The organism is Pandoraea norimbergensis, assembly GCF_001465545.3.
Classification (GTDB): Bacteria; Pseudomonadota; Gammaproteobacteria; order Burkholderiales; family Burkholderiaceae; genus Pandoraea; species Pandoraea norimbergensis.
The window spans coordinates 3,568,237-3,590,831 of sequence record NZ_CP013480.3 but is presented as its reverse complement, the minus strand read 5'-3'; the positions used below and the strand labels follow the sequence as shown (position 1 = coordinate 3,590,831).

The 22,595-nt window shown below is 62.0% G+C and carries 20 protein-coding genes, 2 tRNA genes and 1 pseudogene; 10 read left to right on the top strand and 13 right to left on the bottom strand.

The genetic code is table 11. The annotated features are described in order from the left end of the window. The first annotated feature begins 98 nt into the window (after positions 1-98). From AT302_RS15730 to AT302_RS15715, 4 genes are all read left to right on the top strand, one after another. Positions 99-923 (top strand): hypothetical protein, encoded by an 825-nt coding sequence (locus AT302_RS15730; RefSeq protein ID WP_157125804.1) that lies wholly within the window; start codon positions 99-101, stop codon positions 921-923. After that, positions 920-2,254 (top strand): hypothetical protein, encoded by a 1,335-nt coding sequence (locus tag AT302_RS15725; RefSeq protein ID WP_058379229.1) that lies wholly within the window; start codon positions 920-922, stop codon positions 2,252-2,254. Before AT302_RS15730 ends, AT302_RS15725 begins: the two co-directional genes overlap by 4 nt. Before the next feature lie 93 nt (positions 2,255-2,347). After that, a complete protein-coding gene (locus AT302_RS15720; protein ID WP_058379228.1) occupies positions 2,348-3,073 on the top strand; it encodes a (Fe-S)-binding protein in 726 nt (241 codons plus the stop codon). Positions 3,074-3,155: 82 nt separating this feature from the next. Beyond that, a complete protein-coding gene (locus AT302_RS15715) occupies positions 3,156-4,565 on the top strand; it encodes a lactate utilization protein B (RefSeq protein WP_058379227.1) in 1,410 nt (469 codons plus the stop codon). 93 nt (positions 4,566-4,658) lie between these two features. On the opposite strand, the gene AT302_RS15710 is transcribed toward AT302_RS15715, so the two are convergent. The 6 genes from AT302_RS15710 to AT302_RS15685 all read right to left on the bottom strand — a co-directional run bounded on the left by AT302_RS15710 (position 4,659) and on the right by AT302_RS15685 (position 9,799). Next, complete coding sequence (locus tag AT302_RS15710) at positions 4,659-5,318, bottom strand: amino acid ABC transporter permease (protein ID WP_058379226.1); 660 nt, start codon at positions 5,316-5,318, stop codon at positions 4,659-4,661. Between the two features lie 129 nt (positions 5,319-5,447). Then, on the bottom strand, positions 5,448-6,245 hold the full coding sequence (locus tag AT302_RS15705) for a cystine ABC transporter substrate-binding protein (RefSeq protein WP_058379225.1): 798 nt from the start codon (positions 6,243-6,245) through the stop codon (positions 5,448-5,450). A gap of 66 nt (positions 6,246-6,311) precedes the next feature. Further along, complete coding sequence (locus AT302_RS15700; RefSeq protein WP_058379224.1) at positions 6,312-7,340, bottom strand: quinone-dependent dihydroorotate dehydrogenase; 1,029 nt, start codon at positions 7,338-7,340, stop codon at positions 6,312-6,314. Positions 7,341-7,577: 237 nt separating this feature from the next. Further along, entirely contained in the window at positions 7,578-8,384 is an 807-nt protein-coding gene (locus tag AT302_RS15695; RefSeq protein WP_058379223.1) for an arginyltransferase, read from the bottom strand. Continuing rightward, positions 8,381-9,145, bottom strand: coding sequence for a leucyl/phenylalanyl-tRNA--protein transferase (aat, locus tag AT302_RS15690; protein WP_058379222.1), 765 nt, complete (start codon positions 9,143-9,145; stop codon positions 8,381-8,383). Before aat ends, AT302_RS15695 begins: the two co-directional genes overlap by 4 nt. A 39-nt stretch (positions 9,146-9,184) precedes the next feature. Further along, positions 9,185-9,799 (bottom strand): NUDIX hydrolase, encoded by a 615-nt coding sequence (locus AT302_RS15685; RefSeq protein WP_084656615.1) that lies wholly within the window; start codon positions 9,797-9,799, stop codon positions 9,185-9,187. 210 nt (positions 9,800-10,009) lie between these two features. Here AT302_RS15685 and AT302_RS15680 point away from each other — a divergent pair. Together AT302_RS15680 and AT302_RS15675 are read left to right on the top strand one after the other, a co-directional pair. After that, positions 10,010-10,086 (top strand) — tRNA-Met (locus AT302_RS15680). A 2-nt stretch (positions 10,087-10,088) separates the two neighbouring features. Further along, entirely contained in the window at positions 10,089-10,649 is a 561-nt protein-coding gene (locus tag AT302_RS15675) for a GNAT family N-acetyltransferase (RefSeq protein WP_157125803.1), read from the top strand. On the opposite strand, the gene AT302_RS15670 is transcribed toward AT302_RS15675, so the two are convergent. Then, a complete protein-coding gene (locus AT302_RS15670; RefSeq protein ID WP_058379219.1) occupies positions 10,618-11,502 on the bottom strand; it encodes an EamA family transporter in 885 nt (294 codons plus the stop codon). The genes AT302_RS15675 and AT302_RS15670 overlap by 32 nt on opposite strands. A gap of 273 nt (positions 11,503-11,775) precedes the next feature. Here AT302_RS15670 and dusA point away from each other — a divergent pair, with 273 nt between their 5' ends. Next, on the top strand, positions 11,776-12,831 hold the full coding sequence (gene dusA, locus AT302_RS15665; protein ID WP_167365807.1) for a tRNA dihydrouridine(20/20a) synthase DusA: 1,056 nt from the start codon (positions 11,776-11,778) through the stop codon (positions 12,829-12,831). Between the two features lie 181 nt (positions 12,832-13,012). Continuing rightward, positions 13,013-13,088, top strand: a tRNA-His gene (locus AT302_RS15660). Between the two features lie 236 nt (positions 13,089-13,324). On the opposite strand, the gene AT302_RS15655 is transcribed toward AT302_RS15660, so the two are convergent. Both AT302_RS15655 and AT302_RS15650 read right to left on the bottom strand, forming a co-directional pair. After that, a complete protein-coding gene (locus AT302_RS15655; RefSeq protein ID WP_058379218.1) occupies positions 13,325-14,488 on the bottom strand; it encodes a hypothetical protein in 1,164 nt (387 codons plus the stop codon). Positions 14,489-14,636: 148 nt separating this feature from the next. Next, the gene (locus AT302_RS15650; protein ID WP_157125802.1) at positions 14,637-15,875 is read right to left on the bottom strand and encodes a hypothetical protein; all 1,239 of its coding nucleotides are present in this window, start codon (positions 15,873-15,875) and stop codon (positions 14,637-14,639) included. 477 nt (positions 15,876-16,352) lie between these two features. Here AT302_RS15650 and AT302_RS15645 point away from each other — a divergent pair, with 477 nt between their 5' ends. Together AT302_RS15645 and AT302_RS15640 are read left to right on the top strand one after the other, a co-directional pair. Then, positions 16,353-16,613: a DUF1488 family protein gene (locus tag AT302_RS15645; protein WP_058379216.1), complete on the top strand. Its 261-nt coding sequence runs from the start codon at positions 16,353-16,355 to the stop codon at positions 16,611-16,613. A 59-nt stretch (positions 16,614-16,672) separates the two neighbouring features. Further along, positions 16,673-16,921, top strand: a complete 249-nt coding sequence (locus AT302_RS15640) for a hypothetical protein (protein WP_058379215.1) — start codon at positions 16,673-16,675, stop codon at positions 16,919-16,921. 20 nt (positions 16,922-16,941) lie between these two features. Here the strand turns inward: AT302_RS15640 and AT302_RS15635 are convergent, their stop codons facing one another. From AT302_RS15635 to AT302_RS15620, 4 genes and pseudogenes are all read right to left on the bottom strand, one after another. Continuing rightward, a complete protein-coding gene (locus AT302_RS15635; protein WP_058379214.1) occupies positions 16,942-18,684 on the bottom strand; it encodes an MBL fold metallo-hydrolase in 1,743 nt (580 codons plus the stop codon). A 60-nt stretch (positions 18,685-18,744) separates the two neighbouring features. Further along, complete coding sequence (locus AT302_RS15630; protein WP_237171941.1) at positions 18,745-19,791, bottom strand: alpha/beta fold hydrolase; 1,047 nt, start codon at positions 19,789-19,791, stop codon at positions 18,745-18,747. 87 nt (positions 19,792-19,878) lie between these two features. Then, the gene (locus AT302_RS15625; RefSeq protein WP_058379213.1) at positions 19,879-21,489 is read right to left on the bottom strand and encodes a flavin-containing monooxygenase; all 1,611 of its coding nucleotides are present in this window, start codon (positions 21,487-21,489) and stop codon (positions 19,879-19,881) included. Between the two features lie 119 nt (positions 21,490-21,608). Further along, positions 21,609-22,493, bottom strand: a pseudogene (locus tag AT302_RS15620) (SDR family NAD(P)-dependent oxidoreductase); the annotation flags it as partial. Between the last annotated feature and the right edge of the window lie 102 nt (positions 22,494-22,595).

Here is a 22,595-nt window from a genome sequence, read left to right as displayed (position 1 = left end):
TGCGAAAAGCAGAAGGAGGCGATAGGATGGAAGCAATGAACGCCCTTCAGGCAAGCCGGTTGCGCCCACGCACGGGCACGTGGCAGGCGCGCATCGGGATGACGGTCGCCGGAAGAGGGATGTGTGGTGCTGCATTCGCCAGAGATGTTCGCAAGTGCCTTCAGCGGCGTCGGCACGAGGTGCCGGTCTCGTTCCCGGTGCGGGTGCCACGGACCATTCGGGAAGCCCGGCGGTTCCTGGAGGACGATCTCCGGGTCGTGATGGAACAGGTGGCACAGCCTGATCGATGGCAAGGGCATTGTGCACCGCAAATAGGGTTGGTGACGGGGCTGCTGAATGCGATCGACGCCGAGGTGTTCCGTCTCGGCGACATCAAGGACTGCGCTTCGTGGCGAGACATATTGCGCAAGGGCGGCAGACCCGGTGTTCGAGATCAACTGGATCAGGCTCACCATCTCACGCGCACCGCCAAGGCGCTGTTCGACGAACTGGTTTGCATGCAGGCGGCCACATATGGGCTGCGCTACGCCATGCAATGCCGCAGCCTCGACTGGCGTCATGCGCCCAACGACTTCCTCACACCCGCGCGAAGCAGCGAGTGGATCGCGCAACATGCGGCCATCGACAGCGTCAACATGGCGCGTCAGGCATTGCTCATCGCGTTTGCAGCCGGCCAGCGTGACAAACGCGAACGGCTACTGGCGTCGTTTAGCGGCATCGCGAACGCGCACATGCAGTTGGCGTCGATATGTGAGCAAAGCGCCGACGCGATGGACCGCGTTCGCGATGAAGCCCGGCGCAATGAATGGGCGTGGCGAGAGGGTGTCGATATTCCACCGGGCGTTGACCTGTTAGTTGATCGCCAGCAGCGCGAGGGGGCGGGTGATGGCGCCAGCGCATTACTACGGAGAGATGAGTCATGACGTACTTGGCAAGTCACCCTGGCGTGGCGATGAAGGCGATGGGGGCGCTGGGCTTACTGAAGGCGAGCGCTGTCGACACCCGAGCGCCGCGACACGTCGATCTGACGTTGGACAACACGAAGACCACGGCAGGGACAGTCGGTTGCTCGATTGCCGGGAAGCACGATGTCATTGCCGCGCAATTCGTGACGTTGGCGAATACCAAGCAAGGCATGAACAAAGACACGGCCGACGTCGAAGCGCTGCAAAAGAAGTTCGAGCGCGCCTATGCGAAGGCGACGTCGGGATACCTCAAGGGAGGGATGTGGGATGGGTGCTGGCGATACGCAGAGATGAAAGGAAAGTGGTGGCCGCACTATCTCGTCGCGCACCAGCTCGACGTGACCGACACTGACCAACTGACCCCCTCAGCCAAGCGCTTCACGCTGATTCTGGATCACGTGAGCGAGGCGCTTTTGCAGGAGCAGGAGGCCTTGGCCAAGTGCAATGAGCTCGGGCTGCTGAAGGCGGAAGTCAGAACGCTGGAAGCGCAGGGCGGGGAGGCCGAATGGGCGGGGCGTGAGCGCACGGCGATCTTGAGCCGGAAGCTCATCATCGAGATTGCTGAACACCGTGACAACGCGCGAAAGGCCCTTGCGCGTGCCGGCGACCAGGTGTGGCCCGACAAGAAGCACTACGGCAGACGGCTTGCCATCTCCGGCGGTCTTTATGGTGCTGCCGCCGCGGTTGGCGTCATCGGTCTCGCTGTTGCGAGTTTGGGGGTGGCCATCGTCGCATTTGCCGTAACGCTCGTGCTTCGGGTGGTGAGTCTCGGCAGCATACGCGGCTACGACCGCGAGCGAAGCTGGAAGTCGGCCGAGAGCCTGCTTGAGGCGACCAAGGAATTCATCAACTGTGAAGGAGACGCAATGAAAACCGAGATCTGGCTGGCCCACTCCGATGTGATGTCCCGTCAACTCAACATGATTTGGGATGGGCAACAGGGTATGCGCGGCGATCTTCAGCAGACGCAGCGCACGTTGGAAAATCTTGCGGCGAAGCACGAAGCGTTTGAGACGAAGCACGATGTGTTTGCCAGCGACATGAACAGCAAGATGGATGGCTTGCGCGAAGACATGCGAAGTCTCGCGCGAGCGACCGGCGTTCATCCGTCACCGTTCAGAAGCGGGGCATTGAATCCGGTGTCGAGTCCGTTTCCGAGTCTGCCTTCGACGCCATCGTCGAGTACCTTTTCGACCCCCGTGGGTACGCCGCCACGGGACCGCCCGGCGCCGCTGGTGCGAGCGCTTTCTTGTAGTCAACTGACTTTCGACGCCAGCCGTCTCGCCTGACGCAGCGTCCTGCTTCCGCATGCGGGAATCCACGCTGGGCCGCCTCGGCCCAGCGGCCTATAATGGCGCATTATTCCCAGAAGAGGATTCCCCATGCGCGTCGGACTCTTTGTCACGTGTCTGATCGACCTGATGCGTCCGGAGATCGGTTTCTCGACGCTCAAGCTGCTCGAGACCGCCGGCTGCGAGGTCGTCATCCCCGACTCCCAGACCTGTTGCGGCCAGCCGGGCTACAACTCCGGCGAACGTGCCATCGCGCGCGATCTCGCCCAGAAATTCCTCGATGAATTCGAAAGCTTCGACTATGTCGTCGTGCCCTCGGGCTCGTGTGGCGGCATGGTCAAAGCGCACTACGGCGACCTCTTCGCCGACGATCCCGAACTCATGGGCCGCTACGAGCGTCTACGCCCGCGTGTGTTCGAACTGACCGATTTTCTCGTCAACGTGCTGCACGTCGAGACGGTGCCGGGCGATTTCAACGGTGAAGTGACCTATCACGACTCCTGTTCGGGGCTGCGCGAGCTTGGCGTGAAAGCGCAGCCGCGTGCGCTGCTGGCCAAGATGCCGGGTGTCACGGTGACCGAGATGAAGGACTGTCAGGCGTGCTGCGGCTTTGGCGGCACCTTCGCGCTCAAGTACGGCGACATCTCGACAGCCATCGTCGACGAGAAGTGCGCCAATATTGCGGCGTCCGGCGCGCCGGCCGTGGTGCTGGGCGATCTGGGCTGCATGCTCAATATCGAGGGTCGCCTGCGTCGTACCGGCGACACCAAGACGCGCGTGCTGCATATCGCGCAGGTCCTCGCAGGCGATGCCTGAGCGCATGGTCTTCTTTCAGACTTTTCAGCCCACTTGCGCCGATGTTGTGCGCGGGTGCGGCCATCACTTCTCGTGAGCCGCGATGCAAGTTCAATCGATGCAATTCAAGGCGCGTGCGGGGCAGAAGCTCGCCGACCAACGCCTTCAGGCCAATCTCAAGAAGCTCTCGACCAAGTTCGTGACGGCACGTGCCGCCGCGATCGAAGAGATCGACTTCGATGCGACGCGCGAAGCGCTCAAAGAGCGGCGTAATCGCGGGCTCGAGAGTCTCGACGTCTGGCTGGCAATGTTCGAGCGTGAAGCCACGCGCCGGGGGGCCACCGTGCTGTTCGCCGAATCGACGCAGGATGCGGCGCGCCTGATTGCCGAGATTGCGCGCAAGCACGAGGTGAAGAAGGTGATCAAGTCGAAGTCGATGGTCACCGAAGAGCTTCAGCTCAACAAGGTGCTCGCCGATATGGGCGTGCAGTCGGTCGAGACCGATCTGGGCGAGTACATCCTTCAGATCAACGACAACGAGCCGCCGTCGCACATCATCGCGCCGGTGGTGCACAAGGATAAGGACGAAGTCGCCGACCTGTTTGCGCGCGTACACCAGAAGCCGCGGCTCACCGAAATTCCGGCGATGACGCGCGAGGCGCGTGAGATGCTGCGGCCGCAGTTTCTGTCTGCCGACATGGGCGTGACGGGCGGCAACTTCCTGATCGCGGAGACCGGTTCGGTTGCGGTGGTGACCAACGAAGGCAACGAGGGCATGTGCACGATCATGCCGCGCGTGCACGTGGCGGTGACCGGTATCGAGAAGGTGTTGCCGACGCTCGAAGATCTCGCGACCGCCATGCGCCTGCTGCCGCGTTCTGCAACTGGGCAGGGCACGTCGAATTACTTCTCGCTGCTCACCGGGACGCGCGCCGAAGGCGAGGTCGATGGTCCTGACCACATGTACTTCGTGCTGGTGGACGGCGGGCGCACCGGATTGATCGGCGGTGCGTTTCAGGAGATGCTGCGCTGCATTCGTTGCGGTGCCTGCATGAACCACTGCCCGGTGTATCAAAAGATTGGTGGCCACGCTTACGGCTGGGTGTATCCGGGGCCGATGGGCTCGGTGCTCACGCCGAGCTACGTCGGGCTGGAGAAGACGCTCGATTTGCCACAGGCGGCGACGCTGTGCGGCGAATGCAATCGCGTGTGCCCGGTGGGTATTCCGATTTCGGATCTGCTGCGCAAGCTGCGCGAGCGTCAGGTCGATCGTGGCCTGCGCCCGTGGCAGGAACGGGCGGCGCTGGCGGCGTGGGGGTTTGCCGCCCGGCGTCCGCGGCTTTATTCCGCCATCTCCGGGCTCGGTACGTGGGTGCTGAACCGGATGGGGCGCGATCGCGGCAGCATTTCCAAGCTGCCATTCGCCGGCGGCTGGAGTAACACGCGTGAGATGCCGGCCCCGAGCGGCAAGACGTTCCGCGCGATGTATAGGGAGCGCCGCGCGCCGCGTTAAGTCGTTGGCACGACGCCGACAGCGCACGGTGTAAAAAAGCCGGGTCCCAAAGGTCCCGACTTTTTTCATGCCGTCACATCGTCGTACTTGGCGTCAATTCCGCGAGGGCAACGCCAACCGTTTTTCGATGCGCCGTTGCAGCGCCGAGAGACCCGTCGACAGCACCCAGTAGATTGCTGCACAGGCGAGATAGAGCGGGAGCGGTTGGTACGTCGATGCGATCACTTCCTGCGCGGAGCGCAACAGCTCGGTCACGGTAATCACCGAGACGAGCGACGTGTCCTTGATCAGGCTGATCAGGCTGTTGCCGAGACTCGGCACGGCCATGCGCAAGGCCTGCGGGCCGATCACGTAGCGAAGCGTCTGCCAGTAAGACAACCCGAGGCTATACGACGCCAGCCACTGACCACGCGGCATGCCTTCGAGCGCGCCGCGCATGCTCTCCGACAGATAGGCGCCGACGTTCAGACTCAACGTGAGGACACCGGCGGGTGTTGGCTCAAGCGAGATGCCGACGCTGGGCAAGCCGTAGTAGATCACGAAGATCTGCACGAGCAGCGGCGTGCCGCGCATGATGCTCACGTACCCGCGGGCGAGGGCGCGGAACACGCGGATCTTGCCGATCCCCATGATCGCGACGACGATGCCCAGCGCCAGACCGAACACCATCGACATCACGGCAAACTTGATCGTGAGGACGGTGCCCTGCAATAGCACGGGCAGGGATTGAGCGGCGAGTTCGAATGGATCCATGGCGGGGGGATAGATCGTCTAAAACGGCAAAGGCCGACGCCAGCAGGTTTGCGTGGCGTCGGCCGCGTTCATGCGCTTTGCGAGGTGATCGACAAGCGCGTTTTTATGATGATTACGGACGGTGTCGGGTTACTTGGCAGGCTTGGACGTGTCTTCGCCGAACCACTTCTGCGAGAGCTTGGCGAGCGAGCCATCCTGCTTCATCTGCGTGAGCGCGTCGTCGATCGCCTTCGCAAATTGCGGATTGCCCTTGCGGAACGGAATGCCCACCGACTCGTTGGCCCCTTGCAGCACGGCACCGGTGCGCAGCGGCAGGTTCGACGTCTTGATCAGATAGGCGAGCATCAGGCGGTCGTTGAGCGCGGCGTCGATACGCTGAGCGGCCAGATCGCGAAGATACTCCGGCGCGCCCGGATACGTGCGCACGTCGATGCCCGGCACAGACTTCGCCAGCGTGTTGTAGTTGCTGCCCAGGCTCACGCCCAGCTTCTTGCCCTTGAGGTCGTCAAGCGACTTGAACTCGCGCGTGTCGTCCTTGCGCTGAATGAGCTGCGCGGCGGAATACACATACGGCTGGCTGAAGTCGACCGACTTCTTGCGCTCGTCGGTAATCGCGACCTGATTGACGATCACATCGAACTTGCCCGCGACGAGCCCGCCGATGATGCCGCTCCATTCGGTCGTCACGAACACCGGCTTCACGCCGAGCTTGGCGGCGACGGCCTTGGCGACGTCGACGTCAAAACCATCCAGGTCACCATTCGCGCCGCGATAGTTGAACGGCGGGTACGTGCCCTCAAGGCCGATCTTCAGCACGCCGGCCGACTTCACGGTGTCGAGCAGGTCGGCGGCGCGCGCGGCGGACGTGCCCATGAGGGCGGCAGCGGCCAGCGGCACGAGGCACAACGTCTTGAGCCAGGTTTTCATAGTGATGGGTTCTCCGTCGGATGAAAGGCGCGCCGCTTGCCGGCTGAATCGAAGTGCTCGGACAGATCAGGCCGGGCGCAGCGCTTGCACGCATTCTCGCACCAGCTCGGGTCCGCGGTAAATCAATCCGCTATAGACCTGAACCAGGCTCGCACCAGCATCGAGTTTTGCACGGGCATCTGCGCCCGAGAGAATGCCGCCGACACCGATGATCGGCAGCGCGCCGCCCAGCTCGGTGGCCAGCGCACGAATCACGCGGTTCGACGCGTCGAACACCGGACGCCCCGACAGACCGCCGGTTTCGTTGGCGTTCGGCTGTCCGGCGACGGCTTCGCGCGAGAGCGTCGTGTTCGTGGCAATCACACCGTCGAAGCCGTGACGCGTGAGCGTGCCCGCGATCACCTTGATCTGTTCGTCGTCGAGATCGGGGGCGATCTTCAGGGCGATCGGCACGTATTTGCCGTGCCGGTCGGAGAGCGCGCTCTGCTTTTCTTTGAGCTTGCCGAGCAGGGCATCGAGTTCGTCGCCGCCTTGCAGTTGACGCAGGTTCTTCGTGTTGGGCGACGAGATGTTGACCGTGACGTAGGTGGCGTACGGGTAGACCTTTTCGAGGCAGATCAGATAGTCGTCGACGGCGCGCTCGATCGGTGTATCGGCGTTCTTGCCGATGTTCAGCCCGAGCGGCCCCTTGTAGCGGGCCGACTGCACGTTTTGCAGGAACTGTTCAACGCCGCCGTTGTTGAAGCCCATGCGATTGATGATCGCTTCGGCTTGCGGCAGGCGGAAGATGCGGGGCTTCGGGTTGCCGGCTTGCGGACGCGGCGTGACGGTGCCCACTTCCACGAAACCGAAACCGAGCGCAGCAAGGCCGTCGATGCAACTGCCGTCCTTGTCGAGGCCGGCGGCCAGTCCCACAGGGTTCGGGAAGCGGATACCCATCACCGTGCGCGGATCTTCCGGCAGCGTCTGGCCGACGAGTCCGGCCAGGCCGAGCGATGCGGCGCCGCGAAGGGTTGCCAGCGTCAGGTGGTGGGCTTGTTCAGCGTCGAGGCAGAACAGGGCGCGGCGGGCCAGGGGATAAAGGGGCGCAAGCACGATGTCGGGTTCGGCAGAATCGGAAAGCCGCCATTTTACCGGTATCCCGGCGCAGATCGCGTCTTTTTCTACGCTCTGCGTATGTCAGGGCGGGGAAGGTTTGCGCTGTGCATGAGCGCGGTGCGCACTGCGATGCCATCGAAGGCGTCCGGCACGTGAAGATCAATCCGCCGGTCCAGTCGGTTCGGTTCGTCCAGCGGTCTCCGCTGGGTGCTCCTTGATGCTGCCTGATTTTGCTTATTTGGCCTGTTCGGCTTGGGGTGTCATCGGCTCGCCGGCGGCGTCGAGCATGGCGTCGGGCATGTCTTGCCACTGACCGTCGATCAGCCCTTGCAGCGGTCGGAAGTTGGCTTTGTAGACCATCTTGCGGCTCGCCTGAATCCAGTAACCGAGGTAGACGTGCGGCAACCCGAGCGCACGCGCCTGCTCGATCTGCCAGAGGATGTTGTAGGTGCCGTACGAGGCACCTTCCACATCGGGATCGAAGAACGTGTACACCGACGACAGGCCGTCGCTGAGAATGTCGACCATGCTGATCATACGCAGAGTGCCAGCGCCCTGGCGGCCCGGTGGCTCGCGGAATTCGACCAGACGTGAGTTCACGCGGCTTTGCAGCAGAAACTGCTCGTACTGCTCGCGGCTGTCGTGATCCATCCCGCCGCCGGCGTGACGCCGCGACTGGTAGCGCATATAGAGCTGGTAATGCTCTTCGGTGTAATGCAGGCCCGAGACGTTGACCGCGAGGCTCGCATGGCGCCGCCAGATGCGGCGTTGCGTGCGGTTTGGCCCGAAGCGGTCGATGGGGACGCGCACCGGAACGCACGCGCGGCAGCCGTCGCAATAGGGGCGGTAGGTGAACACGCCGCTGCGGCGAAAACCGGAGCGAACGAGTTCGCTGTAGACGTCGGAATTGATCAGGTGACTCGGCGTGGCAACTTGCGAGCGCGCCGTGTGATGATCGAGATAGCTACAGGGATAGGGGGCTGTTGCGTAGAACTGGAGGGCAGACAGCGGGGAGAGCGGCAGTTCGTTCGGATGGGTCACTGCAAAACCTCGTGAGCCTTATCTGCTGCGTTACCGTAGGCCAGGCCGGTGAGGATCTGTTTGTCGAGATGCCAGACCGGCGCGGGGGCCGCGACCGCCTTTTGCACGTGGGTCAGAAACGCGTGGCGGGAGATCTCGCCGCCGCCGAGTGACGCCAAGTGGGCGGTACTTTGCTGGCAGTCTATCACCTCTATTGCGTGTGTGCGTGCAAAGGCGACGAGCGCGGCCAGCGCGATTTTGGAGGCGTCGGTGCGTTTTGCGAACATCGATTCGCCGTAGAACATGCGCCCGAGCGCGACGCCGTAGAGGCCTCCGACGCGCTCGCCCTGATACCACGTCTCGACACTGTGGGCGAGGCCGGCGTCATGCAAGGCGCGATAGGCGGCAACGATGGCCGATGTGATCCAGGTGCCGTCCTGACCCCGGCGCGGGGCTTCGGCGCAGGCACGCATGACGGCGGGAAAATCGGCATCGAGACGGATTTCCCAGGCGTCGTCGCGCAGTACGCGGCGCAGCAGTTTGCGGAAGTTGTGGCTGACGACGAAGTTCTCGGGGCGCAGCACCATGCGTGGGTCGGGGCTCCACCACAACACGGGCTGGCCCTGCGAATACCACGGGAAGATGCCTTGGTGATAGGCGGCGAGCAGTCGTTGTGGCGAGAGGTCGAGCCCGGCGGCAAGCAGGCCGGGCGCTTCGCTGGCTGCGGAGAGCGCGTTATCGGCCGGAGGAAAGGGATCGTTAGCTTCGAGCCAGACAACCATGTCGGGGCGGCGGCGCGGTGCGGTGAGCGCAGCGAGCGCTCAGCCGCGCAACATCGGCGTGAGGATGTCCTCGGTGTGCGCCGTGTTGACGGGCAGACCGGGCACCGGAACGCCAGGCACGCCTGCACCCGTGTTCGCTTCCATGTGGACGCCGAATGCCCCGGCGCGACGATCTTCAAAGAAGAAACGCAGCGTCTTGGCGACCGTGGGGAATGCGATGTCGTCCCACGGAATCTCGTCTTCGGAGAACAGGGCGACTTCGAGGCTCTCCTCACCCGCGGCAAATTGCGGTTCACGCATCTGCGCCAGATAGAAGATATGGACCTGATTGACGTGCGGGACGTTGAGCAGCGAGAAGAGGGCGCCGACGTCGACGATGGCACCAGCTTCTTCGAGTGTCTCGCGGGCCGCGGCCTGCGACGTTGTCTCACCCATTTCCATGAAGCCGGCCGGCAGGGTCCAATAACCCAGACGCGGTTCGATGGCGCGTTTGCACAGCAAGACCTGATCGCCCCATACCGGTACGGTGCCGAGCACGTTGCGGGGGTTCTGATAGTGGATCGTGCCGCAATTCACGCAGACGTGCCGTTCACGGTTATCACCGGGCGGGATGCGCAACTCGACCGGATGGCCGCAGGCAGAACAGAATTGGATGGGAGGGCGTCGGTTCATGGTTGCTGCGAGTGTATCATCGGCGGCGCGCGCTGTGCGGCGACGCACACGGCGTTACGGGATAACCCGTTCTATATAGGAAGGGCAGTCATGGCGCAGTGCGACAACGATGTCGCGACTGGCCCCATGAAAAATAATCTGCCGTTATTGTTGCACTGCGATGATGATTGCCATATAATCTATTTCTTCAGACGCGGGGTGGAGCAGTCTGGCAGCTCGTCGGGCTCATAACCCGAAGGTCACAGGTTCAAATCCTGTCCCCGCAACCAAATTGAAAAGCCTGATTTCCAAAAGAAATCAGGCTTTTTGCGTTTTGGCTTCGGCCGTGCGCATTCAACGTAATCGATCTCTCATCCGGGGTAATTCGATGTCTGGCATTTTCACCACTAGCGAAAACGAATTCGATGCGATCACTGAATTGTGGGAAGCATCCGTGCGCGCTACGCACAATTTCCTGAGCGACGCGGACATTGCGTGGCTGCGCCCGCGCATTCGCGAGGATTATCTGGGCGCGGTGACCCTGCGCGTGTTCCGCGACGATACCGGAGCCATCCGTGGTTTTCTCGGTGCGGCTGAGGGCAACGTGGAAATGTTGTTCGTCGCGCCCGAGGCGCGCAGGCAGGGCATCGGCGCGGCGCTGCTGGCGTATGCCGTGCGCGAGCTCGATTGCACGAAGGTCGATGTCAATGAACAGAACCCGCAGGCGCTGGCGTTCTATCAGCGCGAGGGGTTCGAGGTGATTGGCCGATCCGAGTTGGACGGGCAGGGCCGCCCGTTCCCGTTATTGCACATGCGTCTGGCTACCGCGAAGACGGCATCAGGCGCTGTTTGATCTTCGCGCCGAACACGTTCACGGCAAGGCCTGCCATGACAAGCGCGGTGCCAGCGATTTGCGGTGCCGTGAGTTGTTCGTCCAGCAGCAGTGCTGCCGAGGCGAGGCCGATGATCGGCACCAGCAGCGAGAACGGCGCGACCTGACTTGCCGGGTAGCGCGTCATCAGGCGGCCCCAGAGACTGTAGCCGACGAGTGTCGCGATAAACGCCAGATAGGCGATCGCGAAAATCGAAGCGCCCGAGATGTGCGAAAGCGATTCGGTGATCTGCGCGGGCCCTTCGAACCAGTAAGACAGCAGCGCGAAAGGAATGGGCGGAATCAAACTCGCCCACACCACAAGTCCGACGAGATCGACCTGACCGATCTTCTTCGTCACGATGTTGCCGGTGGCCCAACTGAGCGACGCGCACAGGGTGAGCACAAAACCAAGCAGCGTCATGGCGCCGCCGCCTTGGGCGCCAATGATGGCCAACCCGGCGGCGGCGATCAGCAGGCCGACGACGTTTTGCGCGCGAAAGCGTTCGCCCAGGCAGGCGACGGCAAGGCCCAGTGTGAAGAAGGCCTGCGCCTGAAGCACGAGCGAGGCGAGGCCGGCCGGCATGCCGACGTACATCGCGGTGAACAGCAGGGCGAATTGGCCGAACGAGATGGTGACGCCGTAGGCGATAAGCCAGCGCCACGGCACCGCTGGGCGCTTGACGAAGAAGATGGCGGGAAATGCCGCGAGCAAGAAGCGTAGGGCGCCGAGCAACATGGGTGGCACGCCGTGGAGTCCGACTTTGATGACCACGAAGTTCACGCCCCAGGCAAGGACCACGATCAATGCCTGCAACAGATCCTTCGGGGCCATGGCGGCGTCTCCTTGTGTTTGTTCTAGTGACATCGGGAAGGCGAAAGTGTACTCCCCGAGCGTCGACGTTGTCGTCAGGAAACGAATTGAGGGGTGCTCGTTGTTGAGGGCTCGGTGCGGGGTCTGGAGGCGGGTTGCGCCGCCTGCGAGGCCGGTACGCATGACGTATACTTCGTGTTTTGTATCGTAAAAGACGTCATTTGATGGGGTGCTGCGACATTGGCGCTCACCCGGAACAGATCAAGACGTATCAAGAAATACCGAGGAATTTGCATGAACTTGCCTGCCCGCCGCGTCAGCGTCGCGCCGATGATGGATTGGACCGACTCGAATTGTCGCGTTTTCCATCGTCAGCTTTCGCGTCACACGTGGCTGTATACCGAGATGGTGACGACCGGTGCGCTGCTGCACGGTGATGTCGCGCGTCATCTGGACTTCGATGCGGTCGAGCATCCGGTGGCGTTACAACTTGGCGGCAGCGAGCCGCAGGATCTTGCGCGTGCTGCGAAGCTGGGTGAGCAGTGGGGTTACGACGAAATCAATCTGAACTGCGGTTGTCCGTCGGAGCGCGTGCAGCGCGGTGCATTTGGTGCGTGCCTGATGGCAGAGCCCGAATTGGTCGCCGATTGCGTCAAGGCGATGCGCGACGTGGTGCAAGTGCCGGTGACGGTCAAGCATCGCATCGGCATTGATGACGTCGAATCGTTTTCGTTCGTCGAAGATTTCGTCGGCAAGATCGCGGAGGCGGGGTGCAGCACGTTCATCGTCCACGCACGCAACGCGATTCTCAAAGGACTGAGCCCGAAAGAGAACCGCGAGATTCCGCCGCTCAAGTATGACTATGCGTATCGTCTCAAGCAGGCGTTTCCACAACTCGAGATCCTGATCAACGGTGGCGTGAAGACACTCGATGAGGTCGCGCTGCATCTGCAACATGTCGATGGCGTGATGCTGGGCCGCGAGGCGTATCACAACCCGTATGTGCTGGCGGAAATCGACGCGCGTTTCTATGACGATCCTGCGCCGGTAAAGTCACGCGAAGCGGTGGAGGATGCCCTGATCGAATACGCAGCGGCACAAGTGGCGAAAGGGCACTATCTGGGCGCGATCACGCGTCACGCATTGGGCTTGTATCGTGGCGTGCCGGGCGCTCGCGGATGGCGTCGGGTGCTCTCCGACCCGAAGCGCCTGAAGGCGGGCATCGGTGCGTTCGAAGAGGCGCGCGCGCAACTGCGTGCAGGCGCGTTGGCCGAGCGCGATAGCCGTGATGCGCGTGCAGCACGTGATGCAGTGGATGCACAGGACGTGTCGTCGGTGATGTCGGCGTAAGACCCGAAAAGGGAAGCGCGCGGCGGGTCGTTGCCGCGCGAGAACAGGGTGCCGCGCATCGATCACGCGTGTGAGCCAAGAAATATTTAAAAGAAGTGAAGAAAGTGCTTGGCAACGCGATAATAACGTCGCTATAATCTTGTTTCTGTTCAGCAAGCAAGTCATGTTGTTGATCACGGCGGTGGCCGTAGCTCAGTTGGTAGAGTCCTGGATTGTGATTCCAGTCGTCGTGGGTTCGAGTCCCATCGGTCACCCCAAAATCCCCTTCGCGGTATTTTGCCGCCACCCGTAGTTTCTCTGTAGTACATCCCTTTTTATTCCATTTGTTGTTCCCGCTTCTGCTATCGATTGCGTAGCCGTCGGAGCCACGTACGTTTGTCGACTCTGCGTGCGCTCTTGTCTGGCCGTCGCATCGTCGGTGCGCATAGACAAACGCCACAGCCGTATCGATAGATCGATATCGCTGTGGCGTCGTTGCCTTGCGGCGGCCATATCAGGCGCTATGTGTTCGGCGATTCCTGAGGGCGGCGATCAGTAACGTCATGGCAGTGGCGAGCAGCAGGCCTGCAAGGGTTGCGAGCCCCAGCAAGGTCAGGAATGGTGGGCCTGACTTGTTTGTCGGCGTCGTCGGGCCGGCGGAAAAGCGCGGCGTGTCGATGCTTTGGGCGTTGATGCGTTGCACCGGCTGCATGAGGTTGTTGCGCACTTCACGGGTCATTTCATCCGTCATGCGGCCGTCGTCGAAGAACGTCTTGAGCACGTCGAGATACACGTGAAGCCGTTGATTGCCCGTGAGCGTGGGTTTGACCTTCGCGTTGAATGCCTCGTAGAAACGCAGGGCAACGGCGTTTTGCGCAATACGTCGCTTCAGTCGCTCGGCGTCCGCATTGTTCGACGCTATGTCGGACTCAATGCCAATCATCTGCGACATCGGCGATAGAAAACGTGCCGAGGTGGCTGCATCGGTACTCAACAATTGACTCTGGTCCATGTCATCCGAGTCGGGGTAGCGTGCGTCAATTTCACGCGTGCGCGCGAGCAAGTTGGTCATCTCATCGCGTCTTACGTTGTTCTGGATGCGTTTGTTGTCCAGCGTCTGCCTGTCTTCGAGCGCCTGCATGTAAGCGCGTCGCACATCCCCCGTGAGTGATTGGCTCAGCATGGTGTCAGTGAGAAAACCAGCGAACAACTGCAATCGGGCTGCGGCATCGCTGCCGGATATCGGGCTCGACATGGTGAGTTCGAGACCGACCGACGTCAGATTCTCGTTGTCTTTCAATTTGACAAAGGCGAGGTCATCTTTGCCATAAGGCATGAGCAGCGAAACGTGTTTGCTGAGAAATGGCTTATCCAGCGTATCGACGAAGCACCTTCCTGCGGGCGTTTCGAGTGCGCCATTGGCGCGTAGGTATTGCTTGAGCAGGACGTCGTCGGAAAAGGCGGGGCTTTCGGATTTGAACTGAACCAGACTTTGCTTGACGATCAGTAAGCCGTGGCTTTCGTAGCGATAGAGCAGGGTGCTCATCAGGAGATACAGCGCCACCGAAATGATGGTCGCCAACACGAGCCAGAGTGCCCAATATCGCCGGATGCGCTCAAGAATGATGGTTCCGGTAGACGCTTTGGAGGCGTTCTTTTGTTCTGCCAATTTCACCATCGTGGGTCTCGGAAGCCGACGCAAAAATAGGATGTCAATCTGCGAAAGCCGCCAAGGATATCAGAGCAAAATGAACATTGTGCTGCTTCCATACGCAGCGCGCGCACAAAAAAAGCCGCTCAGAAGAGCGGCTTTTCAATGGGTTGGTTCACGCGCTACGCGCTTCGCGAGTCAGTTCTCGAGGGGGCTCGGTAATCGCTGCCAATGGCGTGGCAGATGAGGTGTCCCCAGTGCGCCGAAGGTGCTTTCCGAGTGCGAAAAAATCGAAGACCAGCGTTGCGACGGTCGCAAACAACGTGGCGAGCGCAGTGCCTGCGAGCAACAGGACCAGCGGCGACGGGCCTTGCTTTCGCGACGGAACGGTAGGGCCCGAGGTAAAGCGCGGCGCGTCCAGACCCTGGGAGCGCATGGATTGAACAATCAGCAACTGCGTATTGAAGACTTCGCGCCGAACGTCGTCGGTCGGGCTGGTGTCGCCGAAATAGTGCCCAATGGCGGCAACAAAGTTGCCAAGCAACTGCTCGCCGGTCGGGTCCGCCGGTAGTTTGGCAAACAGGCCTTCGTAGAACTGAAGCGCAATGTTGTTCTGTGTTTCCTGGCGTTTCAGGCGATCGAGCGAAGTCTTGACGGCGGCGATGTCGGATTCCAGTCCGATCATCTGGGCCATCGGCGACAGGAATCGCCCGGAGTCACCGGTTGTCGTCAACAACTGGCGATCGTTCAGGCGTGACGATTCCGGGTAGCGCGCAGCGATCTGGCGCGTGGCGTCCAGGCGGCTCGTCAGTTCGCGCAGGCTAAGGTTCGCTTCGATCAACTGATTGTCGAGGACTTGGCGCTGGCTTCGCGCGGCCACCAGCTTGTTGCGCAGCTCTGACATGAGCGTTTGCTTGAGCATCGCGTCGACAACAAACCCTGCCAACAAATGCATACGCGCAGCCGCTTGTTCGCCTGAGGTGCGACTCTGCATGGTCAGGTCAAGACCGGTAGAAATCAGCGCTGACCGATCTTTGTCACCGACGTAGCGAGCATCGTCCCTGCTGTAAGGCATTGTCAGTGTGAGGTGCTTGGCGATAAACCCACTACCGACCGAGTGCAGCAGGAACTGGCCTTCGGGGGTTTCGAGCTTGTTTTTGCTCGTCAGATAACGACGCAGCAACGCGCCATCGTAGAACGCTTGCCGCTGTGCGTTGTAGAGAGAAACGTCACGACGCAGCAGCACAAATCCATTGCTTTCATATTTGTAGGCGATCGCATGGAGCGCTAAATAAATCAACGCGGCGAGCGCAACAGCCAAAGGCAGAAAAAACTTCCACCGAGCGACAAGTCGATATACCCAGCTTGGGATAAACGGCTCTTCGGTCTCCCCGTTGTGAAATTTCGCATTCATTTTAGAATCTCTTGACTTCGTACGAATTTCTTAGACGATCCGCACCTTAACAGATTAGGGAAATCGAGTAAATGTGGAGAACTAAGCAAAAATACAGACGACGACTTCACGAAACATCCATGATGCCCGGCTGCTGATGCATAAATATGTTGCATTTTTGTGACGCGCGTCTCATGCGTCGTGGCGCCAAGAAACAGGGATGCCAACATTCTTGATCTAGATCTAACTCCCGTCGTGGAAGGCTTCGCCGCCGACATTGCGCCGACGCATAATGGGTTTGTCATGTTTTCATGACCCTGTCTTCCCGGGATAGTCATGGTGCCCCGTGCGTTCCGGTTTTCTCAGCCCGCCTCTCTCAGGCGGGTTTTTTTATGCTGCCAGTTTTGATAGGTAAAAAATACGAACACAATCCGAAAGTGATAGCATTTTTTGTCAGAATTTGACGATTGGGCATCATCCGGAAATTGGAGAAGTGCGATGGGAGCAACGTTGCACGGCGGCATCGGACTCGTCGATGATGACCGGTCGGTGCGCTTTTACCTCAATGTGGACGGCAGGGTCTGGACTTGCCTGATCGAGCGCGCCGCGCTCAATCAACTCGCTGGCCGTGACGCGGCCGGGGAAGCGCTCTTCGGCCAATTCGTGGAACACGAAGATGCCATCGTCGCGCTGGCTGTTACCGCAATTTCAGACGGCGCTCAATCCGAACCCGTCATCCTGCGCGCCACTCGCGGATAGGCACGCATCCCGCCACGACGTCACGCGACTGCGTATGACGTCACGCACCGGAGTCCGTCATGAGCTATGCCTCCCACGAGCAGATGTACGAATATCGCGCCGGCTATGCGATTCGCGTCAAGGCGTTTCAGAACGAGTACGCCGGCCCTTGGGACTATCTGGTGCAAGTCTCACGCCACGGCAAGCCGGAGGGGCCGGAAGTGCGCTCGCCCGATGGCCATCGAGACAATCGCGTCGATGCTGAAATGGCGGGGCGCAAAGCGGGGGAACGCATCGTCGACGAGTTGCTCGGCGACGGTGACGACTAAGTCGTAAAGGAAGCGCGCGCTCAGGCGTCGGTAGCGACCCAAAGCCCCTCGGCTTGATGCACGGCGAGGCGGTCTTCTGCGAGTTTCTCCAGATGCGCGCTCAGCGAGCGACGCGCCACCGCGTGACGCACCGCCGGCACATCGTCGTACACGATCGGCGTCAGCGTCTCGATCGTCGCCGGCCCATGCTGGCGTAGCGCGTCGAGCACGCGTGCTTCGCGCTGGAGACGGTGGGCGACCAACCGGGCAATGCGCTGTGCCGGTTGATCCATGACGAAACCGTGCCCCGGTGCCAGCCACTCGGGCGCGAGTGCTGCCAGCTTTTCCAGCGACCGCAGATACGTTGCCATATGCCCGTCGGGGGGATTGATGACAACCGTCGAGCCCTGCATGACGTGATCGCCGGTGAAGACGAGCTTCGCCTCGTCGAGTGCATAGCAGAGATGGTTGGCCGCGTGTCCCGGGGTATGAATGGCACGCAGCGTGCGCCCATCGGGTAACACCACCGCATCGCTGTCCGCCAGCATGACGTCTGGCACAAACGTCAGATCCTGACCTTCCTCGTGTTGCGCAGGCATCCCGTATGTCGTTGCCCCCGTGCGCGCCGCGAGCGTACGGGCGGCCGGCGAATGATCGCGATGGGTATGCGTGACGAAAATCTGGCGGATCTCGCCCGGCGCTGCCCGCAAAATCGCGTCGATATGCGACGGATCGTCAGGCCCCGGGTCGATCACCGCCCACGCGTTGGCCGTGCCGCCGCCTATGAGATACGTGTTCGTGCCGGGGCCCGTCATCATCCCCGGATTGGGGGCGCTCACCCGCAGGACGCCCGGCATGAGCGCAACCACGCGTCCCGGCACGATGTCGTAGCTGCCCGTGCCTTGTTCCTGCGGATCAGTCAGCGACAACTCAGCCCATGCGGGTTCGCCGGGTGTCACGGGCCAGCGGCCACGCTTGCCTTCGGCCAGCCGCGGCTGAATGCGGGGCACTTCGGTCAGCGCCTGCGCGGCGGCCACGGCGGTGTCGACATCGCCCATGCTTTCCAGCCATTGCAGAAGCTTGCGCGTCGGCGGCAACAAGCGAAGTTGCTCGGCGTGGGCGAAGGCATAGGCGGGGCGCATCCAGCGGTGTGCTGCCGTCTCCACCTGATCGACTTCGGCCTGTTGCCCATCGGGCAACACCGCGAGAAAGAAGCGGGTGTCGAATCGTTTCGGTAGCGCAAGCGGCGTCACCCAGTGGCTCAGGTAATGCAACCGGGCCGGTGCCAGTCGTATGTCGAATGTTCGGCAGAGGGACGTCAGATCGATCGCCGCGTCATGCAGCGCTTCACGATGCGCGCGAATGGCCGTCAGGCGGGCGCTGTCGATCGGCGTGCCGGCTCGGCCGTTCGCACTGTCGTCAGCGATGACGTCATCCACATGGCTTCCGGCATCGCCACGCGCAACGTCGGCAAACAAAACGCCGGTCTCTTCAAAACATTCGCGAATCGCGGCAATGTAGTAGTCGAGTCCGCCCTCGGGCAGATGCAGGCGATCGCTCGCCGCCGCATCGTCGAGCCCGTAGCACGCGGCATGCGCGCCCCGGTCGGCGGCATCCACCACCCCGCCGGGGAAAACATAGGCATCGGAACTGAAATCGTTGGCGCGCACGGCGCGGCGCAGCAGCAGCACTTCCATGCCGCTCGGTCGCGCGCGCAGCACGACGAGACTCGCTGCTTGACGCAGGGAAGGGACAGACGGACGCGAATCGGTGATGACGGACATGGCGCTGCCGGCACATAGGCCAAGCGGAGTCGCGAAGCCGTTAGTGTGCCACTGGAAGCGTCACACCGCGTCATTTGCCGCGTGCGTAGACACCGTTGCCGGCGCGGCAGACGCAGCGCTCGCTGCGCCTTGTGCACGCGCCGCTACTGCTTGCAACCACCGCATCGTGGTCTCGGGTTGTGTGACGGGGAGCATGTGTCCGCCCTCAATCAGCGTCAGCCGCGCCGCCGAATAGCCACGCGGTAGTCCCTCGCCATGCACGCGGTAGTCGAGAATCCGGTCGCTGCGCCCGTACAGCACGTCGACGGGTACGCTCAGCGAGCCGTAGCGTGCGCTGATACCCGGCATGTCGCGTTCTGCGGCGAGCATGTCGACCGAGGCCGCGTAGAAATTGCCCGGGCGGAAGCCCAGTGCGCCGCCACCGCGGATCAGGAAGTCTTTCGGCGCATCTTCAGGACCGAACACGTAAGTGAGTGTCGTGCGGCCAGTCATCATGCCGACCGGCACCGCCAGCGTGCGACCGATCCAGCGGCGCCACCACGCGCTGCGTACCGCCAGCGCGCGAAATGCCTTGGGCGGCTGGGACACCGGTTGCGTGAGCGGCGCGATCAACGCCAGCGCACCCACTTGCTCGCCGTGGTTGAGGGCCAGCGCCAGCGCGACGGCACCGCCAAGCGAGTGGCCGACGACGAGCGGGCGCTCAAGTCTCAGTGTCGTGATCAGTCTCGCGACAACCGCCGCCTGCGCCGCGATGTTGCCGTCGCTTTCCGGTGAGCGTGTCGAGTAACCAGAGCCCGGCCGGTCGATCAGGATCAACCGATGCGTACGTGACATCTCCGCAAGGGGCAAGTACGCGAAGTTACGTAGCTGACCGCACAGGCCATGCACGAACACGACCGCCGGCCCGCTGCCGAAATCGACGTAGTGCAAACGTTCGCCATCCATGTCCAGAAACTGACCGTCCGGCGGCACAGCGGCCTCGGCGCGTTTGGCTACGCGCTGGGTGAAGCGCACGAGCACCAGCACGATCACGGCGAAGGCGATCACGAGACAACCGAGCAAGTAGGCAATGAGCATGATGTCGGGCAGTGAGTTGAATGCGGTCATGAGGCCGTGCCGAGGAGGAGAAGTTCAGGCATCTTGAAGGTGTCGATGTCAAACATGCCGTCGATGGATGTCAACGACGCAGCGCGCCTAACACGACGCCGCTTTCATGCCACTCGGCAAGTCGGCAACTTGCGGGGTTTCGACCTCGCGCGTGGCGCGTCGCTCGAAGCGCATGGCCCCGTCGTCGACGCGGCCCCAGCGCATCAGGCGTACGTCGCGGAAATAGCTCTGATAGAACACCCACGGCTTGCGGCCCCCTTGCTTGGGCAACTCGCCGGCGGCTCGCTGAATGTAGCCGGAAGTGAGCCCGATCGCCGGCAATTCGGCGTGCTCGTGCGGGCGCAGCTGGGGCACGCACGTGTCGTAGCCACGCTTGTTCATGTGATTGACGAGACGGCAGACGTACTGCGCGATCAACTCGGCTTTCAATGTCCACGACGCATTCGTGTAACCGAAGATCGACGCCAGATTGGGCACGCCGCTGTACATCATGCCCTTATACGAGACGGTGTCGGCCAGCGCGATCGGCTCACCGTCGACGAACAATTTCGCGCCGCCCATCAGTTGCACGCGCAGTCCGGTCGCCGTCACCACAATGTCCGCGTCGAGCGTTTTGCCGCTCTTGAGGGCAAGCCCCGTCGGCGTGAACGACGCAATTTCGTCGGTCACGATGGAGGCACGGCCGCTGCGCAGCGCTTTGAAAATGTCCCCCCCCGGTGCAAGGCATAGCCGTTGATCCCACGGGTTGTAACGCGGCGAGAGATCGCGCGCGACATCCACGTGCCCGAGCGCCTGACGCGCCGCTCGCTTGATCAACACGCGTCGTATCGCGTTCGGCCATCGGCGCGCGGCGTTGTAGAAGCCCAGCGCCACCAACACGTTTTTCATACGCACGATGCGATGGGCTAGTCCCGCGGGCAGCAGCGCGCGCAATCGCTCAGCCACGCCGTCGCGTGACGGCATCGACAGGATGTAGCTGGGCGAGCGTTGCAGCATCGTGACGTGGGCGGCACTCGTTGCCATGTTCGGCAGCAGCGTCACCGCAGTGGCACCGCTGCCGATGACGACCACGCGTTTGTCGCGGTAATCGAGATTCGCCGGCCAGTGTTGCGGGTGAACCAGTTTGCCGGTGAAGTCATTCATGCCGGGCCATGCCGGCGAGTGGCCGGCGTCGTACGCGTAGTAGCCGCTGCACATGAAGAGAAAGCGGCACGTCAGATGCTGCGTTTCTTGTCGACCATCGGGGAAGGTGCGCTCGATGTCGAGCGTCCAGCGCGCGATGCCCGAATCCCATCGCGCCTCACGCAACTTGTGACCGTATCGAATCAGGCCGTCGAGCCCTTCGGCGTGCGCGGTGTCTTTGAGATAGTCGAGAATCTTGCCGCCGTCGGCGATGGCCTGATTGCTATTCCACGGCCGGAAGCTGAAGCCGAGCGTGAACATGTCGGAGTCGGAGCGTACGCCGGGATAGCGGAACAGGTCCCACGTGCCGCCCAGCGACTGCCGGGCCTCAAGCATCGCGAAGCGTGTGCCGGGGCAGCGCTCGCGGAGGTAGTGCGCCGCCGAGATGCCCGAGATGCCTGCACCGATGACGATGACGTCGAGATCGGTGGCCACGCTGGCGATATCAGTCGGGGTGTTCGACGCGTTCGACGCGTTCGATGTGTTCGATGCAGAAGCGGTACGGGTAGCGGTCATGGCGGAATCCGTCGGGTGCTGTTCTGTAGCGTCGATTATTCGTATCGGGGCGGTGTCCGCTGCCCGAGGCCTTCGTCGGAGGCGCCTGCCGAAGTGCCGCGCGCCGCGTCGGAGGCCGATGCCGTCGAAGAGGGTGGCGACGATGCGGAAGTTGCGGGCTTGCGCGCGACGGCCGTGCGCCGGTAGAACCACACGACCAGCGCTTGATAACTCGCGCCCAGCAGACGTGCCAGCTTGTCGACGCGGCGGGCATCGGCGCCCACGAGTACGCGTCTGGCGTTGTGGGAGACCCCGGCGAGAATCTGTCGGGCGGCCGCATCGGCACTCGTCACGTCGATCAGCTTGTTGGCGCGACGGCGGTGCGACTGGGCGTCCATGCCGGTCAGCGCCGTGATGCTGTCGTCGATGCGCGAGGTGTGCACGATATTCGTCGCCACGCCGCCCGGGTGAACGCATGTCGCGGTCACGGGCGAGCCCGCGAGATCGAGTTCCATGCGCAACGCTTCGGTGAAGCCACGCACGGCGAATTTACTGGCGTTATAGGCTGACTGCGTCGGCATGGCGACGATGCCGAACAGGCTCGACGTATTCACGACGTGACCTTCGCCCGAGGCCTCCAGGAAAGGCAGGAACGCCTGCGTGCCGTGCACGACACCCCAGAAGTTGATGTTCATCAGCCACTCGACGTCTTCGAGGCGCGCCGTCGCAACGGGCACCGACAGCGAGACGCCGGCATTGTTAAAGATGAAATTGACCTTGCCGTGCATCTCGGCAGTTTCGCTGGCCCACGCGAAAACGGCTTCGCGATCGGATACATCCAGTCGCCGGGCGGTGACATGCACGCCGAAATCGCGGCAGGCCGCAGCGGTGTAGGCGACGCTGGCGTCATCGATGTCGGATAGCGCGAGATGCGCCCCTCGGCGCGCCAGTTCCAAGGCGAGCGAGCGACCCATGCCGGAGCCTGCACCGGTGATGGCCGCCACCTTGTCGGTGAACGTCTTCATGCCAATGTCTCCTATCAATGGATGCGGATCATGTCCGGTGACTTGGAAGTGACGCCAAATTTCGTCATTTGTCACTCGCATCGCGTTGCGTATAATTTGGTG

Bases quoted from the DNA above. Each gene is read 5' to 3' on its own strand.
- AT302_RS15715 (WP_058379227.1), top strand. From the start codon at position 3,156: ATGCAAGTTCAATCGATGCAATTCAAGGCGCGTGCGGGGCAGAAGCTC.
- AT302_RS15725 (WP_058379229.1), top strand. From the start codon at position 920: ATGACGTACTTGGCAAGTCACCCTGGCGTGGCGATGAAGGCGATGGGG.
- AT302_RS15730 (WP_157125804.1), top strand. From the start codon at position 99: ATGACGGTCGCCGGAAGAGGGATGTGTGGTGCTGCATTCGCCAGAGAT.
- aat (WP_058379222.1), bottom strand. From the start codon at position 9,145: ATGGTTGTCTGGCTCGAAGCTAACGATCCCTTTCCTCCGGCCGATAAC.
- AT302_RS15625 (WP_058379213.1), bottom strand. From the start codon at position 21,489: ATGACCGCTACCCGTACCGCTTCTGCATCGAACACATCGAACGCGTCG.
- AT302_RS15635 (WP_058379214.1), bottom strand. From the start codon at position 18,684: ATGTCCGTCATCACCGATTCGCGTCCGTCTGTCCCTTCCCTGCGTCAA.
- AT302_RS15640 (WP_058379215.1), top strand. From the start codon at position 16,673: ATGAGCTATGCCTCCCACGAGCAGATGTACGAATATCGCGCCGGCTAT.
- AT302_RS15650 (WP_157125802.1), bottom strand. From the start codon at position 15,875: ATGAATGCGAAATTTCACAACGGGGAGACCGAAGAGCCGTTTATCCCA.
- AT302_RS15670 (WP_058379219.1), bottom strand. From the start codon at position 11,502: ATGGCCCCGAAGGATCTGTTGCAGGCATTGATCGTGGTCCTTGCCTGG.
- AT302_RS15645 (WP_058379216.1), top strand. From the start codon at position 16,353: ATGGGAGCAACGTTGCACGGCGGCATCGGACTCGTCGATGATGACCGG.
- AT302_RS15630 (WP_237171941.1), bottom strand. From the start codon at position 19,791: ATGACCGCATTCAACTCACTGCCCGACATCATGCTCATTGCCTACTTG.
- dusA (WP_167365807.1), top strand. From the start codon at position 11,776: ATGAACTTGCCTGCCCGCCGCGTCAGCGTCGCGCCGATGATGGATTGG.
- AT302_RS15705 (WP_058379225.1), bottom strand. From the start codon at position 6,245: ATGAAAACCTGGCTCAAGACGTTGTGCCTCGTGCCGCTGGCCGCTGCC.
- AT302_RS15655 (WP_058379218.1), bottom strand. From the start codon at position 14,488: ATGGTGAAATTGGCAGAACAAAAGAACGCCTCCAAAGCGTCTACCGGA.
- AT302_RS15710 (WP_058379226.1), bottom strand. From the start codon at position 5,318: ATGGATCCATTCGAACTCGCCGCTCAATCCCTGCCCGTGCTATTGCAG.
- AT302_RS15720 (WP_058379228.1), top strand. From the start codon at position 2,348: ATGCGCGTCGGACTCTTTGTCACGTGTCTGATCGACCTGATGCGTCCG.